Origin of the sequence: Ferrovibrio terrae (assembly GCF_943372915.1) — a bacterium.
Taxonomy (GTDB): domain Bacteria; phylum Pseudomonadota; class Alphaproteobacteria; order Ferrovibrionales; family Ferrovibrionaceae; genus Ferrovibrio; species Ferrovibrio terrae_A.
In genome coordinates, this window is sequence record NZ_CALSAN010000031.1 from 14,803 (window position 1) to 30,005 (window position 15,203).

At 65.7% G+C, this 15,203-nt stretch carries 11 protein-coding genes and 1 tRNA gene; 5 read left to right on the forward strand and 7 right to left on the reverse strand.

The genetic code is table 11. The annotated features are described in order from the left end of the window. The first annotated feature begins 58 nt into the window (after positions 1 to 58). Both egtB and egtD read left to right on the forward strand, forming a co-directional pair. Positions 59 to 1,456, forward strand: a complete 1,398-nt coding sequence (egtB, locus tag AAG821_RS17935; RefSeq protein ID WP_341913976.1) for an ergothioneine biosynthesis protein EgtB — start codon at positions 59 to 61, stop codon at positions 1,454 to 1,456. Beyond that, positions 1,453 to 2,460, forward strand: coding sequence for an L-histidine N(alpha)-methyltransferase (gene egtD, locus AAG821_RS17940; protein ID WP_341913978.1), 1,008 nt, complete (start codon positions 1,453 to 1,455; stop codon positions 2,458 to 2,460). Before egtB ends, egtD begins: the two co-directional genes overlap by 4 nt. Before the next feature lie 4 nt (positions 2,461 to 2,464). On the opposite strand, the gene AAG821_RS17945 is transcribed toward egtD, so the two are convergent. From AAG821_RS17945 to AAG821_RS17955, 3 genes are read right to left on the reverse strand one after another with little or no spacing between them, the layout of a single operon-like run. Continuing rightward, positions 2,465 to 3,592 carry an ABC transporter permease gene (locus AAG821_RS17945; RefSeq protein ID WP_341913980.1) on the reverse strand — a complete coding sequence of 376 codons (1,128 nt, stop codon included), beginning with the start codon at positions 3,590 to 3,592 and terminating at the stop codon, positions 2,465 to 2,467. Then, entirely contained in the window at positions 3,592 to 6,309 is a 2,718-nt protein-coding gene (gene rbbA, locus AAG821_RS17950) for a ribosome-associated ATPase/putative transporter RbbA (protein ID WP_341913982.1), read from the reverse strand. Before rbbA ends, AAG821_RS17945 begins: the two co-directional genes overlap by 1 nt. Further along, on the reverse strand, positions 6,306 to 7,295 hold the full coding sequence (locus AAG821_RS17955; protein WP_341913984.1) for an HlyD family efflux transporter periplasmic adaptor subunit: 990 nt from the start codon (positions 7,293 to 7,295) through the stop codon (positions 6,306 to 6,308). Before AAG821_RS17955 ends, rbbA begins: the two co-directional genes overlap by 4 nt. A gap of 175 nt (positions 7,296 to 7,470) precedes the next feature. Between AAG821_RS17955 and AAG821_RS17960 the strand changes: the two genes are divergently transcribed. Next, on the forward strand, positions 7,471 to 8,037 hold the full coding sequence (locus AAG821_RS17960) for a hypothetical protein (protein WP_341913986.1): 567 nt from the start codon (positions 7,471 to 7,473) through the stop codon (positions 8,035 to 8,037). Positions 8,038 to 8,146: 109 nt separating this feature from the next. On the opposite strand, the gene AAG821_RS17965 is transcribed toward AAG821_RS17960, so the two are convergent. The 3 genes from AAG821_RS17965 to AAG821_RS17975 all read right to left on the reverse strand — a co-directional run bounded on the left by AAG821_RS17965 (position 8,147) and on the right by AAG821_RS17975 (position 9,466). Then, positions 8,147 to 8,500 (reverse strand): DUF3861 domain-containing protein, encoded by a 354-nt coding sequence (locus AAG821_RS17965; RefSeq protein ID WP_341913988.1) that lies wholly within the window; start codon positions 8,498 to 8,500, stop codon positions 8,147 to 8,149. 34 nt (positions 8,501 to 8,534) lie between these two features. Further along, positions 8,535 to 9,221, reverse strand: coding sequence for a PadR family transcriptional regulator (locus AAG821_RS17970; RefSeq protein WP_341913990.1), 687 nt, complete (start codon positions 9,219 to 9,221; stop codon positions 8,535 to 8,537). A 158-nt stretch (positions 9,222 to 9,379) separates the two neighbouring features. Further along, positions 9,380 to 9,466 (reverse strand) — tRNA-Leu (locus tag AAG821_RS17975). 97 nt (positions 9,467 to 9,563) lie between these two features. Between AAG821_RS17975 and AAG821_RS17980 the strand changes: the two genes are divergently transcribed. Both AAG821_RS17980 and AAG821_RS17985 read left to right on the forward strand, forming a co-directional pair. Continuing rightward, positions 9,564 to 10,622, forward strand: coding sequence for a DUF2332 family protein (locus AAG821_RS17980; RefSeq protein WP_341916371.1), 1,059 nt, complete (start codon positions 9,564 to 9,566; stop codon positions 10,620 to 10,622). Positions 10,623 to 10,711: 89 nt separating this feature from the next. Then, a complete protein-coding gene (locus AAG821_RS17985; protein WP_341913993.1) occupies positions 10,712 to 11,929 on the forward strand; it encodes an adenylate/guanylate cyclase domain-containing protein in 1,218 nt (405 codons plus the stop codon). 84 nt (positions 11,930 to 12,013) lie between these two features. On the opposite strand, the gene AAG821_RS17990 is transcribed toward AAG821_RS17985, so the two are convergent. Continuing rightward, positions 12,014 to 15,193, reverse strand: a complete 3,180-nt coding sequence (locus tag AAG821_RS17990; RefSeq protein WP_341913995.1) for a multidrug efflux RND transporter permease subunit — start codon at positions 15,191 to 15,193, stop codon at positions 12,014 to 12,016. Positions 15,194 to 15,203: the final 10 nt, after the last annotated feature.

Genomic DNA, 15,203 nt, shown 5'->3' on the forward strand with positions numbered 1-15,203 from the left:
CGACGCCTTAGGTCGTTTTTGGCGGTCTTCCAGGATCGCATTGAAAGAGAGCCTGCAGATGAGCGGCACCGTAACCTTTGAAGAGACCGGCGCCTTTGAAGAAACCGGCTTCACCCCGATGACCCAAAGCCTGGATGCCGGCGCTGCGATTTACGATGCCGAGGATCCGCAGGGCAAAACCATCCACAGCCAGCCGGTGCGCGATGCCCTGCTGGATGGCTATCGCGCCGTGCGCCAGCTCACCGAGCGCCTGGTCGAACCGCTGACGGCGGAAGACCAGATGCTGCAGTCGATGGACGATGCGAGCCCGGCAAAATGGCACCGCGCCCATACCACGTGGTTTTTCGAAACCTTCCTGCTGCAGCCGCATCAGCCCGGCTACTGCGTGTTCGACGAGAATTTCAACTACCTGTTCAATTCCTATTACGAAGCCGTCGGCGAACGGCATCCGCGGCCCGAGCGCGGCATCCTGAGCCGCCCCACCGCCGAAACCGTCACGCAGTATCGCCGCTATGTCGATACTGCGATGGCCGAGCTGATCGCGCGCATCGATGATGCAGCGCTGGGCGTGATCGCGCCGCTGCTGGCCCTGGGCCTGGCGCATGAACAGCAGCACCAGGAACTGATCCTCACCGATATCAAGCATGCCTTCTGGCGCAATCCGGTGTCGCTGGCCTACCAGCCGCCGCAGGCCTTCACGCGCGAACCGGCACCGCCGCTGGATTTCATCGGCTTTGCCGGCGGCATCGTCGAGATCGGCCATGACGGTCATGGCTTCGCCTTCGACAATGAAGGCCCGCGCCATCGCGTGCTGCTCAATCCCTATCGTATCGCCACGCGGCCGATCACCTGCGGCGAATACCTGATGTTCATGGAAGACGGCGGCTACAGCCAGCCCGAACTCTGGCTCTCCGATGGCTGGGCCACCGTGCAGCGCGAGGGCTGGCAGGCGCCGCTGTACTGGTCGCCCGATGCGCGCCATGAAAGCGGCTGGCAGATCTTCACGCTCAACGGCAAGCGCGCCATCGATCCGGCCGAGCCGGTCTGTCATGTCTCCTTCTACGAGGCCGCCGCCTTCGCCGCTTGGGCCGGCAAGCGCCTGCCCACCGAGGCCGAATGGGAGCACGCCGCCAATTCCGGCCGCTGCGAATTCCGCGGCGGGTTCCTCGACCGCGCGCATCCGCATCCGCGCGCCAGCACCGCCCCCGCCGGCCGGCTGCAGATGCTGGGCGAGGTGTGGGAATGGACGCGCTCGGGCTATGAGCCCTATCCGGGCTTCCGGCCAGCGCAGGGTGCCATCGGCGAATACAACGGCAAATTCATGGTCAGCCAGCTGGTGCTGCGCGGTGGTTCCTGTGTCACGCCACCCGGCCATGTGCGTGCCAGCTATCGCAACTTCTTCCCGCCGGCCGCGCGCTGGCAATTTTCCGGCATCCGTCTCGCGGAGGACGCATGAACACTCTCGCCATCCTGTGGCCGCGCGAAGAACGCCCGGTTCCCCAATCCACCGAATGGCGGCCGACTCGGTTTGGCCGCGACGTGCATGCCGGCCTGCGCGCAGCGGCAAAGGCGATCCCGGCAAAGTATTTCTACGACAGCCATGGCTCGGCGCTGTTCGAGCAGATCTGCCGGCTGCCGGAATATTACCCGACCCGCACGGAGCGCAAGATCCTGCGCGACAATGCGCGTGAGATCGCCGCCATCATCGGTGCCGATGTCGAGGTGGTGGAATTCGGCGCCGGCGCCGCCGAAAAGGTGCGCCTGCTGCTCGATGCGCTGCCGCGTCCGGCCGGCTATCTGCCGATCGACATTTCCGGGCCGCATCTGACCGAGGCCGTCGCGCCGCTGGCCAGGCACTATCCGGATGTGACGATCCGCGTCGTCGCCGGTGATTTCACCCAGGCCCTGCCGCTGCCCGCGCCGCTGCCGCAGGCGCGCTGCCGCGTTGGTTTCTTCCCCGGCTCGACCATCGGCAATTTCACCCCGGACGAGGCGCTCGCCTTCCTGCGCAATGCCGCGGCCATGCTGCGCAGCGAGGGATCACAGGGTGCCGGCCTGCTGATCGGCGTGGATCTGGTGAAAGACCCGGCCCTGCTGCATGCCGCCTATAACGACAGCGCCGGCGTGACGGCAGCCTTCAACCTCAACCTGCTGCAGCGGATCAATCGCGAGCTGAACGGCGATTTCGATCTCGGTGCGTTTGACCATTACGCCTTTTACCAGCCGACCCAGCATCGCATCGAGATGCATCTGGTCAGCCGGCGCGCGCAGACCGTGACCCTGTGCAATCAGCGCTACAGCTTTGCCGCCGGTGAATCGATCCATACCGAGAATTCCTACAAATACACGCCGGCCAGCTTCCGCCAGCTGGCCGAGAAAGCCGGGTTCCGGCCCGCGGCGATGTGGACCGATGACGACAGCCTGTTCAGCCTGCACTGGCTGGCGCTGCCCGATGCGTGAATGATCACTGCTGCAGGCTGAGGAAGCGGCGAAACCGCAGCAGGCTGACGAAGAAAGCGCCCGCACCCATGGCGAGGATGGCCAGCGTCTCCGGCCAGACGGTCTCCAGGCCGGCGCCGCGCGACAGGATCGCCTGAGTCAATGCCACGTAATGCTTGGTCGGCAACAGCTGCACCGCCATCTGCAACCAGTCCGGCATTGCTTCCAGGGGTGTCAGCGCGCCGGACAGCAGATGCATCGGCATCTGTACCAGCATGAACAGCAGGGCGAACTGCGCCATCGAACCGGCAAGCGTGGCCAGTGCGATGCCGAGTGCGGCGGCGACGAAGATGAAGGCCGCCGTCTCGGCGAAAAATAGCACCAGCGAGCCCGCGATCCGCATGCCCAGCAGGCCCTGCAGCACCGCCAGCAGGCTGGCCATCGACAGCAGCAGGATCACGCCGCCATTGGCGAGAATCTTGGCCAGCATGATCTCGGCGGCATGCACCGGCATCACCAGCAGATGCTCCAGCGTGCCGCGTTCGCGTTCGCGCATCACGGCCGCACCGGTCAGCAGGATCGCCAGCATGTTGATCACCTGCAGCAGGGCCATCGCGCCAGTGAACCAGGTGGATTCCACCGTCTGGTTGAAGGCGATGCGCAGGTTGAGGCGCACGACATCGCTGCTGCTGGCGCCGGGATGCAGGAAGCGCGCGATCTCGCCGGCGACGATCGACTGGATATAGCTGCTGCCGATACCGGCCTGCATGATCGCCGTGGCATCGATCAGCAGCTGCAGTTCCGGCCGGCGACCGGCCTGAACATCGGCCTGGAAATCCGGCGGGATGTTCAGCACGAAGGTGAAGCGGGCCTGGTCCATGGCGCGATCCACCGCATCGGGCGTCACTTCCACCGGGGCCTGGAAGCGCGGCGGCAGAAAGGCCTCGACGATGCGTTCGGACAGCGTCGAGCGATCCTCGTCGATGATGCCGAGGGAGGCACGCACCAGATCATGCGAGGTGCCGGTGGCCTGGGCGTAGACCATCAGGCTGAAGGCATAGAGCATGAAGGCGAACAGCACGCGGTCGCGGAAGAGGCTGGTGATTTCCTTGCCAGCCAGCAGCAGCACGGCGCGCAGCGACGGCATCCGCATCACGCCTCCTGTTTACGCAGGAACAGCCAGGCCATGGCCAGCAGCACCGGCCAGAAGGCCGCCGTCGACAGGATGAAGGGCAGCAGTTCGGCGAAGCCCAGGCCCTTGGTGAAGGCGCCGACGCTGGTGCGCAGGAAATAGGTGGCGGGAAACAGCGAGCCGATCAGCCGTGCGCCGCCCTGCAGGGTCGACACTGGCTGCAGCAGGCCGGAGAAATGCACCGTCGGCATGATGGTGAGCACGGCGGTGCCGAACAGGGCCGCCACCTGGCTCGATGTAAAACAGGAGGTCAGCAGGCCGATCGCCGTGCTGGCCAGCACATAGAACAGGCCGCCCAGCAGCAGGCCGATCAGGCTGCCTTTCAGCGGCACGCCGAAAACGAACACCGCCATGGCGATCAGCAGCAGCACGTTGACATAGGCCAGCCCGACATAGGGCAGCTGCTTGCCGAGCAGGAATTCGATCTTGCGCACCGGCGTCACGTAAAGGTTGGTGATCGAGCCGCGCTCGCGTTCCGAGACCACACCCAGCGCGGCCAGAATGGCGGGGATCAGCATCAGCATCATGGCAAACAGCGCCGGCACCATGGCATCCAGGCTGCGGAAGGCCTGGTTGTAGCGGAAGCGCGGCACCACGGTGGCCGGCTGCACCAGGCTGGCGCCCTGCTGCCGCGACAGGTCGGCGAGAAAGCCGGTATGCACACCGTTGACATAGCCCTCCACCGTCTCGGCGCGGAACGGCATGCCGCCATCGATCCAGACCGAGATATCGGCCTGGCGACCGCGCCGCAGGTCGGCGCCGAAGCCGGGCGGAATCTCCACCGCCACCACGATGCGGTTGCCGCGCAGCCGCTGCAGCAGCGTCTCGCCATCCGGCAGATCGCTCTGACGCTGGAAATACGACGAGCCGGAGAACGCCTCGACATAGGCGCGGCTTTCCGGCGTGGCATCGCGGTCCAGCGCGGCAAAGGTGATGCGGTCGACATCGAAGGTGATGCCATAGCCGAACATCAGCATCAGCAGCAGGGTGCCGCCCAGCGCGAAGGCGAGCCGGATCGGATCGCGCATCAACTCGATCCCTTCACGCCAGGCATAGGCCAGCAGGCGCTGCAGCGAAAACAGGCCACGGCGCGGCGGCGCGGATTCCATTGCGGCGGCGGCGATGCCGCCGGTCACGGCCGCCTCGGCCTTGCGGCCGCCCAGTTCCATATAGGCGATGAAGGCGTCTTCCAGGCTGGCGGCCTGCTGCGCCGCCTGGAGTTCCTGCGGCGTGCCGGTGGCGATCAGGCGGCCGGCATGCATGAAAGCGACGCGGTCGCAGCGCGCGGCCTCGGCCATGTAATGCGTGGAGATGAAAATGGTGACGCCGCGTTCGCGCGACAGCCGCACCAGCTCCTGCCAGAAAATCGCGCGCGCCACCGGATCGACGCCGGAGGTCGGCTCGTCGAGGATCAGGATTTCCGGATCGTGCACGATGGCGACCGCCAGCGACAGGCGCTGGCGCAATCCCATCGGCAGCGCATCGGCCACCGTCTCCAGTTCCGGTTGCAGATCGAAATGTTGCGCCAGCGCCAGAATGCGCTTAGCCGCGGCGCGGCCGTTCAACCCGTAGAGGCCGGCATGCAGCACCAGATTCTGCCGCACCGTCAGTTCGCCATAGAGCGAGAAGCTCTGCGCCATGTAGCCGATGCGCCGGCGCAGCGAGAAATCCCGCGCCGATACCGGTTGGCCGAACAGCCGGCCCTCGCCCTCGCTGATCGGCAGCAGCCCGGTCAGCATCTTCATCGTGGTGGTCTTGCCGCAGCCGTTGGAGCCGAGGAAGCCGAAAATCTCGCCACGCCGGATCGCCAGGTCGATGTGATCGACGGCGGTGAAATCGCCGAACCGGCGCGTCAGGCCATGCGCCTCGATCACCGTCTCGCCATCGCCGGCGCCCGGTACCGACGGTGTGGCCGCCAGCAGACCCGCGCGCCGCTCCGGCGGCAGCAGGGCGATGAAGGCCAGCTCCAGGCCCGGCTGTCCGGTCTGTGCCTTCAGCGCGGCCGGACTGCCGGAGGCCAGGATGCGGCCATGATCCAGCAGCACGACATGGTCGAAGCGCTCGGCCTCGTCCATCGTCGAGGTCGCGACCAGCAGGGCAAGCTGCGGCCGGCCCTGACGGATGGTGTCGATCAGGTTCCAGAACTGCCGGCGCGACAGCGGATCGACGCCGGTGGTCGGCTCGTCGAGGATCAGCAGGTCCGGGTCATGCACCAGCGCGCAGCACAGGCCGAGCTTCTGCTTCATGCCGCCCGACAGTTTCTGCATCGGCCGGTCGGCGAAGGGGGCGAGGCCGGTGGCCTCCAGCAGGGCCGGAATGCGACGCGCCTCCTCGGCGCGGTCATGGCCGAACAGTCGGGCGAAGAAGGCAATATTCTCGCGCACGGTAAGGCCGGCATAGAGGTTGCGGCCCAGGCCCTGCGGCATATAGGCGATGCGCGGCTGCACGGAATCGCGGGCCCCGCGGTCGGCCAGGTTGGCGCCCAGGGCCAGGATACGGCCCTGTTGCAGCCGGCGCACGCCCGCCGCCAGCGCCAGCAGCGTCGATTTGCCGACGCCGTCTGGCCCCACCAGCGCCAGCGTCGCACCCGGTGCAATCGACAGGCTCACATCCTGCAGTGCGATGGCTTTGCCGTAATGGTGGCTGACGGACTCGATCAGCAGGCCACCGCCTGTCATGGCGCCGTCGATTTCCGCGTCAGGTCGGACTCGAGCCAGGCGGGCCAGGTCGCCTGCGGATCGAGACGGACATAGGCCATGCCGGTCAGGCCGGTCTTCACCTGGTCGAGATGCTGCTGCACCAGCTGCTGCGGTACGCGCGCCTTGACGCGGAACATCATGCGTTCGCGCTCGCTGCGGGTTTCCACCTGTTTCGGCGTGAACTGCGCCTGGGCCGAGATGAAGGAAACCTGCGCCGGCACCGCCAGGCCGGGCGCCGCATCCAGCAGCAGCCGCGCCTCCGAGCCGATGGCGACACGCCCGGCCGCCTGTGCCGGCAGGAAGAAGGTCATGTAGACATCGGATAGGTCGAGCAGCGTCGCGACCTTGCCGCCGGTGCCGAGCACTTCGCCGACTTCGGCAAGGCGGAACAGGATGCGGCCGGCTTTCGGTGCCGTCAGTGTGCCATCCTGCAACAGGTCGCGGATGCGTTCGGCCTCGGCTTCGGCCACCTTGATCGCTGCATCGGCGCTGCCGCGCTTGCTCTCGCTGGCCGCCAGTACGGCTTCGGCCGTGCGGCGGATGTTGCGCTGCTGGTCGACCTTCTGCTCGGAAACGAAATTCTTGCCCGAGAGGACAAGCGTGCGCTGCAGCTCCTTGTCGGCCAGGGTCAGTTCGCTCTGGCGCTGGCGGATCTCGGCCAGCACCTGGTTGCGCTGCTGCTGCGCCTGCGCGATCTGCGCCTCGGCCGAGCGCAGCTGGGCTGCCAGATCACGGGTATCCAGCACCGCCAGAATCTGCCCGGCCTTGACCAGGTCGCCTTCATCGGCGCGGATTTCCAGGATACGCGCGGCATATTTGGTGGCGATGTCGATTTCATTGGCCTCAATGCGGCCGTTGCCCGAAGCGAACCCTGGCGGCAGCACCGCACGGCCGCGCTGCAGATACCACCAGCCGGCACCGACCGCGGCAATGATTACCAGAACTGCCAGAATCCAACGCCGCATCACTCGTCCTCATCGCAAACCCTGGCCATGTCCCGCCGGCTTGGCCGCAGCTTGCGCAACACCGCGCTTTGCCGCATTGCGATAAATCAAGTGGTCCGGCGGGCAAATGCTGTCGCGACCTAACCGGAAAGTAATGCGTGGATGCTGGCGGGGGTCGTTAGGGTCCGGCTTCCTCATGGTGCATCCCGTCTTCATACCCACCCTGTCCCTGCCCGCCGCTTTGCGCGGAAGCTGGCATGTCGTGCGTGCGGCCGAAAGCGGCGATGACTGGCATCCGCAAGTCCGGCACCTGCTGTATCGCTGGCTGCGTTCCTGCAGCACTGATGGCCGGTTGCCGACACCACAGCTGATCGAATGCCCGCTGCTGGCAGACCTACTGCCGCATTTATGGCTGCTCGATGTCCATCGCGAGCCCTGGCGCTTCCGCTACCGGACGGCCGGCGCCGCATTCAGCCGCCTGATCGGTCAGGCTGTCGGAAATGAATGGTATGACGAGTTGCGCCCGCAGGCCTGGACCGCCAACCGCAGCCGCCTGATTGCCACTGCGCGCGATGGCATGCCGACCTGGCGACGCGGGTCACAGTCACAGGAAGCCGATGCCGGCGATTTGAAGCATGACGAAGTCGAAACGCTGATGCTGCCGCTGGCCGGCGATGGAATCCAGGCAGACGCCATTCTCGGAATCACGCTCGCTGCTGGCTCTGATCAGCTGCTGGCCGAACCATCTTCAGCGACACAATAAGCTGTCGCTTTGCCGATTAGGACGCCGAGGGGGGCACCGGGGCGATACCGTATTGCTGAGGCAGCGATACGGTGTCGCCCCGGACGTTTCTGCCGCAGCCGGGTCGCTGTTACGCCGGCGCTGCGGCCGCGCGATTGCGCTCCTTCAGGCCACCGATAAAGGCGCGGATGGCCGGCTGCACGGCAGCAAACAGCGGATCGTCGCGCCGCTTCAGCATCACTTCGGAAAACAGCTTGAGCCCGATGCCGAGCGAGGCCGCCTCATCCTCGGCATATTGGCCGCTGGCACGGATGCGCGCGACGATGCCGATGATCTCGTCGTGATTGATCGTCTCGAAACTCAGCGCCGGCTGAATCTCCGCGCCTTCGCGCGGCGTACCGACATGCTCGATGGTAACGCGATAGCGGTGTCCCCGCATGGTATGTCCTTTCCAGGCGATGTCGCCCGATTCAATATGGCCCATCAGCATTCCCCCGCACTGTCTTCGGTGCTGCAGCCTACTGGCCGCGGATCTCCTTGGCGGCGCGCACCAGGATGTCGATGATGCGGCGCTGTTCCTCGGGCGAGGCATCGTCCTTGTCGAACAGTGCGGCCTTCAGGTGGTGGCGCGCGGCGCGCAGCGAGGATGACGGGTCTTCGCTGCCGGGACGGCCATGACGGCCGCGCCGCATGTCATCCTCCTCGACCGCGGCGCTGCCGCCGCGGAAAAACTGCTTGGCGCGCGCGATGCGTTCGCCGATCTTGGCCAGCTGCGCCATCATGGTGTCGGCATTGACGCGGTTCTCGGCTAGGTAGTCGCGGCCGGCCTGGGTCAGGCTGTACAGCTTCTTGGCGCCATCGGCCGCCACGCTGGTATGGCCGATCTCTTCCAGATAGGTCAGCGCCGGATAGATCACGCCGGGGCTGGGCGCATAGAAGCCGGAGGTGTGCTCCTCCAGCGCCTTGATGATCTCGTAGCCATGGCGCGGGTGCTCTTCCAGCAGCACCAGGATCAGCAGCTGCAGATCGGCGGCCGAGACCACGCGGCTGGCGCGGAAGCCATGGCCGCCCAGGCTGTCATCGCCGGCGCTGAACAGGGCTGCCGCCAGCCGGCCACGGAAATGGCGCCGGCCGCCGCCCTTGTGCATGCAGCGATGCTCACGGAAAGCATTGATAATGTTAGGATTCATCAGATATTCGCTCATAAGATAACCTCATTTGACATATCGTAAGATATACTTTGAGATATCGAAGATCAAGCAAATGTTGCACGGGCCTCTGTGTCGGCTGTCACGCTCCGGTGTCGGAACCGGCAGCCGGGCTGGAGAGGGCCTGCGGGAGGCACGGATATCGAAGAAAAGGCTGGTGCCCGCTGCCGGACTCGAACCGGCACGGCCTTGCGGCCTCGGGATTTTAAGTCCCGTGCGTCTACCAATTCCGCCAAGCGGGCAGGCGTCCTCTGTCTACGCGGCGCGCCGCAGTCGGGTCAATTGTCGGGCTGCAATGCTGTGCTGGACGATGCCCCGCCGCAGCCAACACAATATGCCATGTCCAACCCCGCTCCCGATGCTGGCGCCATCATTGCGGCCTTCCGCGATCAGGCCGCCTATTGTCGCAATCTCGGCTCGCCCTTCACCGGCAGCCTGCTCGATCTCGCCGCCGGGCGCCTGGCCGCCAACGCGCCCTGGGCTGCGCCGCTGCTGGCCTGGCGCGGCGATGCGCGGGCCGATGCACTCGCGCTGCGTCTGGCCGGCGCCCTGCATCGCGCCGTGCTCGACGGCGACCAGCAACTGGCCGCCTGTTATGCGGCACGCCAGATCGATGCCGAGGATCTCGATGCCGCGCTGACGCGCCATGGCGGTTTGCTGGCGCAGTATCTGCAAAGCCCGCCGCAGACCAACGATCCGCAGCGCTCCGCGGTGCTGCTCGGCGGCTTCCTGCAGATCGCGCAGGCCTGTCCAGGCTTAGCCCTGCAGACCTGCGAGATCGGCGCCAGCGCCGGCCTCAACCTGTCGTGGGATGCTTACGCCTATGATTATGGCCGCTGGCAGCATGGCGCTGCGACCACGGCCGCCCTGACACTGCACAGCCGCTGGGGCGGGCCGCGTCCGCCGCAGGCATTGCCGCAGGTGGTCGCGCGCGCCGGTTGCGATGTGGCGCCGCTGGATGCCGCCAGTGCCACCGACCGCCAGCGTCTGCTGTCGTATATCTGGGCCGACCAGCCCGAACGGCTGCAGCGCGTGATCAGCGCGCTGGACCATGCCAAGACCGCCGGCATCCAGGTGACGCGCGCCCATGCGGCGGATTTTCTCGCCGCGCAGCTGGAAAACCGCCGGCCCGATGCCGTCTTCGTGCTCTATCATTCCATCGTCTGGCAGTATGTGGCGGCGGCGGAACAGCAGCGCATCACCGCCCTGATGCAGCAGGCCGGTAAGCAGGTTACCGCCGCGGCGCCGCTGGCCTGGCTGCGGTTCGAGCCGGGCGCCGCAAAGGATGGCGCCGACCTGACCCTGACGCTGTGGACCGGCGATGCACAGACCGGCGTCACCGAAAAGCTCGGTGTCGGCGATTATCACGGCCGCTGGGTGCGCTGGGAAAAGGATTGATTGCGTCTGCACGGATCCGCCGACCATGCTGACGAAAACACGCGGCCGCCCCATCGATTTTTACACATTGCCGCCTTATCTTGGCCGCCATGGATCCACAGGTTTTCACCAATATTGCCCGCTCGATTGCCGATGCCTCGCTGAACGGCCATAGCGAGGGCGAGATTCTCGGCAACTTCTGCCTCAATCTGAACAAGGCCGGCATCCCGGTGAAGCGCGCGCTGCTCGGCGCCGACACGCTGCATCCGGTGCTGGCCGGCCGCATCTTTGCCTGGCATGTCGACCAGGAGCAGGTGGCGCTGCATGAATTCGGCCGTTCCATCTCTGAGGAAGGCCAGCGCAAGTGGCGCGAAAGCCCGTTCTATCATCTGGAGACCAATGGCGAGCCGCATCTGCGTTTCCGCATGATCGGCCATAACGGCGATTATCCCTTCCCGGTGCTGACCGAACTGGCCGAGCAGGGCTATACCGACTATCTCGTCACCATGACGCGCTTCGGCGAGCGCGCCGTCATCGGCCAGCTCGACTCGATCTATGCCTCCTGGACCACGGCGCATGGTGAAGGCTACACCGAGAAGCAGCTCGAAACGCTGAATGCGCTGATCCCGTTTGCCGCCGCCGCCGTGCGCTCGGCCAGCGTGCGCCGCATCGCCGAGACGCTGGCGGAAACCTATCTCGGCCGCAACGCCGCCCAGCGCGTGCTCAGCGGCACCATCGGGCGCGGCGAGGCCGAACGCATCACGGCGGCGCTGTGGTTCAGCGACCTGCGCGGCTTCACCCGCCTGGTCGATACCGTATCGCCTGAACTGATCATGCCGCTGCTCAACGACTATGCCGGCGCTGCCGTCTCGGCCGTGCATGCCCATGGCGGCGAGGTGCTGAAATTCGTCGGCGACGGCGTGCTGGCGATTTTCCGCGACGACGGCAACCTGGAAAATGCCTGCATGCAGTCGCTGAAGGCGCTCAAGGCCTGCATGCGCGAACTGCGCGAGGTGCGCAACCGCCGCGCCAATGCCGGCCTTCCCGTGACAGACATGTCCGTCGCATTGCACGTCGGCGAAGTGCTGTATGGCAATTTCGGCGGCGAGGATCGGCTGGATTTCACCGTGGTCGGCCCGGCGGTGAACGAACTCTCGCGCATTTCCGGCCTGGCCCGCTCGGTCGACCAGCGCGCGATCTACTCCGCCGCATTCAAGGCGGCCGCCGGCGGGCTGAAGGAGCATGCGATCTCGCTCGGGCGCTTTGCCTTGCGCGGCGTCGAGAATCCATCGGAACTGTTCACGCTCGATCCGGCCCTCTTGCGCTAAGGCTGGCAGCGCTGAACCCTTTATCTTTCAGGCAATAAAAAGGCCCGGTTTTTACACCGGGCCTTTTCTGTTTTATCGGGCGGCTTATTCACCCGCAGGATTGGGCTGCTCCTGGTGCGGCACCTGGCGCTTGGCGACACGGCCCTTCACGAAGCCGCGCAGCACCACGTAGAACACCGGGGTGAGGAACAGGCCCACCAGGGTGACGCCGATCATGCCCGAGAACACCGCGGTGCCCAGCGCGCGGCGCATTTCCGCGCCGGCACCCACCGAGGTGACCAGCGGCAGCACGCCCAGGATGAAGGCGAATGCCGTCATCAGGATGGGGCGCAGACGCAGGCGGCAGGCCTCGATCACCGCTTCGGCCGCCGACTTGCCTTCGGCTTCCAGCTGGCGGGCGAATTCCACGATCAGGATCGCGTTCTTCGCCGCCAGGCCGATCAGCACCACCAGGCCGATCTGCACCAACACGTTGTTGTCGATGCCGGCAACCCAGACGCCGAACAGCGCGAACAGCACGCTCATCGGCACGATCAGCATGATCGCCAGCGGCAGCACCCAGCTTTCATACTGGGCCGCCAGCGCCAGGAAGACGAACACCACCGCCAGGATGAAGATGTAGGTGGCGGTGTTGCCGGTCGAACGCTCCTGCAATGCGATCTCGGTCCACTCGAAGCTCTGGCCGGGCTGCAGCACCTGGGCCGCAAGCCCTTCCATCACGGCGAGCGCCTGGCCGGTCGACACGCCGGGCGGCGTGTTGCCCTGCAGCGGCACCGACACATAGGTGTTGTAGCGCTGCAGCAGATCGGGGCCGGCGGTCTCCTTGATCTCGACCAGCGTGCCGAGCGGCACCAGGTCGCCGGTGGCCGAACGCACCTTCAGACGCGAGATATCCTCCTTGTTGAGGCGGAACTGCGCATCGGCCTGGGCGCGCACCTGGAAGATGCGGCCAAAGGCGTTGAAGTCGTTCACATAGGCCGAACCGAGATTGACCTGCAGCGCCTCGAACACGTTGGACAGCGGCACGTTCAGCATCTGCGCCTTGGTCCGGTCGATATTCAGGAACACCTGCGGCGAGGAGGCCGAGAAGGTGGTGAACACGCCGGTGACACCCGGGGTCTGCATCGCCATGCCCATCATCTGATAGGCGGCGGCGAGCAGCGGGCGCACATCGTCGCCGACGCGGTTCTGCAGCTGCATCTTGAAGCCGCCACCCGAACCGATGCCGGGCACCGCCGGCGGCGGCACGGCGATGACGAAGGCTTCCTCGATGCTTTGCAGGCGACCGATCATCTGGCCAATGACGGCCGTCGCGGTCAGGCCCTGCGGCAGGCGTTCATGGAATGGCGTGAAGGTGGTGAACATCACCGCCGCATTGGTGGCGTTGGTGAAGGTGGCGCCGTTGAAGCCGGGGATCGCCACCACATGCGCCACGCCGGGCACAGACTCGACCAGCTTGGTCGCCTTCTGCGTCACCGCATCGGTACGGCTCAAGGAGGCACCATCGGGCAGCTGGATGACGACGATGGCATAGCCGCGATCCAGCGGCGGGATGAAGCCCTGCGGCACGGTGCGGAACATGAAGAAGGTCGCCGCCACCAGCAGGCCATAGACGCCCAGCATAAGCATGCGGCGGGTGACGATCTTGCCCACGCTTTTGGCATAGCTGTTGCTGGTCTTGTCGAAGCCGGTGTTGAACTTGTCGGCAGCGACTTTCAGCCAGCGCAGCGGCGCGAATTTCGGCTCATGGCCCGGCTCATGCTTGCGCAGCAGCACGGCGCCCAGCGCCGGCGACAGGGTCAGCGAGTTGAAGGCCGACAGGATCGTCGCCACCGAGATGGTGAGCGCGAACTGCTTGTAGAACTGCCCGGTGATGCCGGGGATGAAGGCGGTGGGAATGAACACCGCCGACAGCACGACGGCGATGGCGACGACGGCGGTGCCGACCTCGTCCATCGTTTCATGCGCCGCATCGCGGGGCGACATGCCGAGCGCGATGTTGCGTTCGATGTTTTCCACCACCACGATGGCGTCGTCGACCACGATGCCGATGGCCAGCACCAGGCCGAACAGGCTGAGCACGTTCAGCGTGAAGCCGAAGGCCAGCATGACCGCAAAGGTGCCGACCAGCGAGACCGGGATCGCCAGGATCGGGATCAGCGAGGCGCGCCAGTTCTGCAGGAAGATCAGCACCACCAGCGCGACCAGGATGATCGCCTCGATCAGCGTCTTGTACACCTCGTTCACCGATTCGGCGATGAACTCGGTCGGGTTGTAGATGACGGTGTATTCCAGGCCTTCGGGGAAATCCTTCTTCAGCTCGTCCATCTTCTTGATGACGGCGGTGGAGGTCTCCAGCGCATTGGTGCCGGGGCGCTGGAACACGCCCATGGCAATCGCGGTCTGGCCATCGAGATAGCTGCGGCTGTTGTATTCCTTGGCGCCCAGCTCGACGCGGGCGACATCTTCCAGCCGCACCAGGCGGCCATCGGCGCCGGCCTTGATGATGACATTGCGGAACTGGCGGATATCCTCAAACCGCCCCTGCGTGGTGACGATGGCCTGCAGCGCGTTGCTGTCCGGCGAGGGCTGCTGGCCGAGCGAACCGCCGGAAACCTGCACATTCTGCGCCTGCAACGCGGCCACCACATCGGCGCCGGCCAGGCCATAGGCCGACATGCGGTTGGGATCGAGCCAGATGCGGATGGCATATTCGCTGCCGCCGAAGATGGTGACGTTGCCCACGCCGTCCAGACGCAGCAGCTGGTCACGGATGCGCAACTGCATGTAGTTGGCGATATAGAGCTGGTCGTAGCGCTTATCAGGCGAGAGCAGATGCACGACCATGAGGAAGTCGCCGGCCTGCTTGCGCGTGGTGATGCCCTGGCGGCGCACCTCTTCGGGCACGCGCGGTTCGGCGATGGTGACGCGATTCTGCACCTGCACCTGCGCGGTATCCAGATCGGTGCCGGGCTTGAAGGTGACGGTCAGCTGCATCAGGCCGTCGGCGGTGGAATACGACGACATGTAGAGCAGGTTTTCGATGCCGGTGATTTCCTGCTCGATCGGCGTGGCGACCGTGCGGGCCAGCGTCTCGGCATCGGCGCCGGGGTAGCTGGCGGTCACGTTGATCTGCGGCGGCGCGATTTCGGGATATTCCGAAACCGGCAGGTTGATGAAGGCGATCGCGCCGATAATCACCGTGACGATGGAGATCACCGCGGCAAAGATCGGCCGGTCGACGAAGAAATGTCCGAATTTCATGGCGCCCTCG

Bases quoted from the DNA above. Each gene is read 5' to 3' on its own strand.
- AAG821_RS17960 (WP_341913986.1), top strand. From the start codon at position 7,471: ATGGTGCATCCCGTCTTCATACCCACCCTGTCCCTGCCCGCCGCTTTG.
- AAG821_RS17970 (WP_341913990.1), bottom strand. From the start codon at position 9,221: ATGAGCGAATATCTGATGAATCCTAACATTATCAATGCTTTCCGTGAG.
- egtD (WP_341913978.1), top strand. From the start codon at position 1,453: ATGAACACTCTCGCCATCCTGTGGCCGCGCGAAGAACGCCCGGTTCCC.
- AAG821_RS17965 (WP_341913988.1), bottom strand. From the start codon at position 8,500: ATGGGCCATATTGAATCGGGCGACATCGCCTGGAAAGGACATACCATG.
- egtB (WP_341913976.1), top strand. From the start codon at position 59: ATGAGCGGCACCGTAACCTTTGAAGAGACCGGCGCCTTTGAAGAAACC.
- rbbA (WP_341913982.1), bottom strand. From the start codon at position 6,309: ATGACAGGCGGTGGCCTGCTGATCGAGTCCGTCAGCCACCATTACGGC.
- AAG821_RS17955 (WP_341913984.1), bottom strand. From the start codon at position 7,295: ATGCGGCGTTGGATTCTGGCAGTTCTGGTAATCATTGCCGCGGTCGGT.
- AAG821_RS17990 (WP_341913995.1), bottom strand. From the start codon at position 15,193: ATGAAATTCGGACATTTCTTCGTCGACCGGCCGATCTTTGCCGCGGTG.
- AAG821_RS17980 (WP_341916371.1), top strand. From the start codon at position 9,564: ATGTCCAACCCCGCTCCCGATGCTGGCGCCATCATTGCGGCCTTCCGC.
- AAG821_RS17945 (WP_341913980.1), bottom strand. From the start codon at position 3,592: ATGCGGATGCCGTCGCTGCGCGCCGTGCTGCTGCTGGCTGGCAAGGAA.
- AAG821_RS17985 (WP_341913993.1), top strand. From the start codon at position 10,712: ATGGATCCACAGGTTTTCACCAATATTGCCCGCTCGATTGCCGATGCC.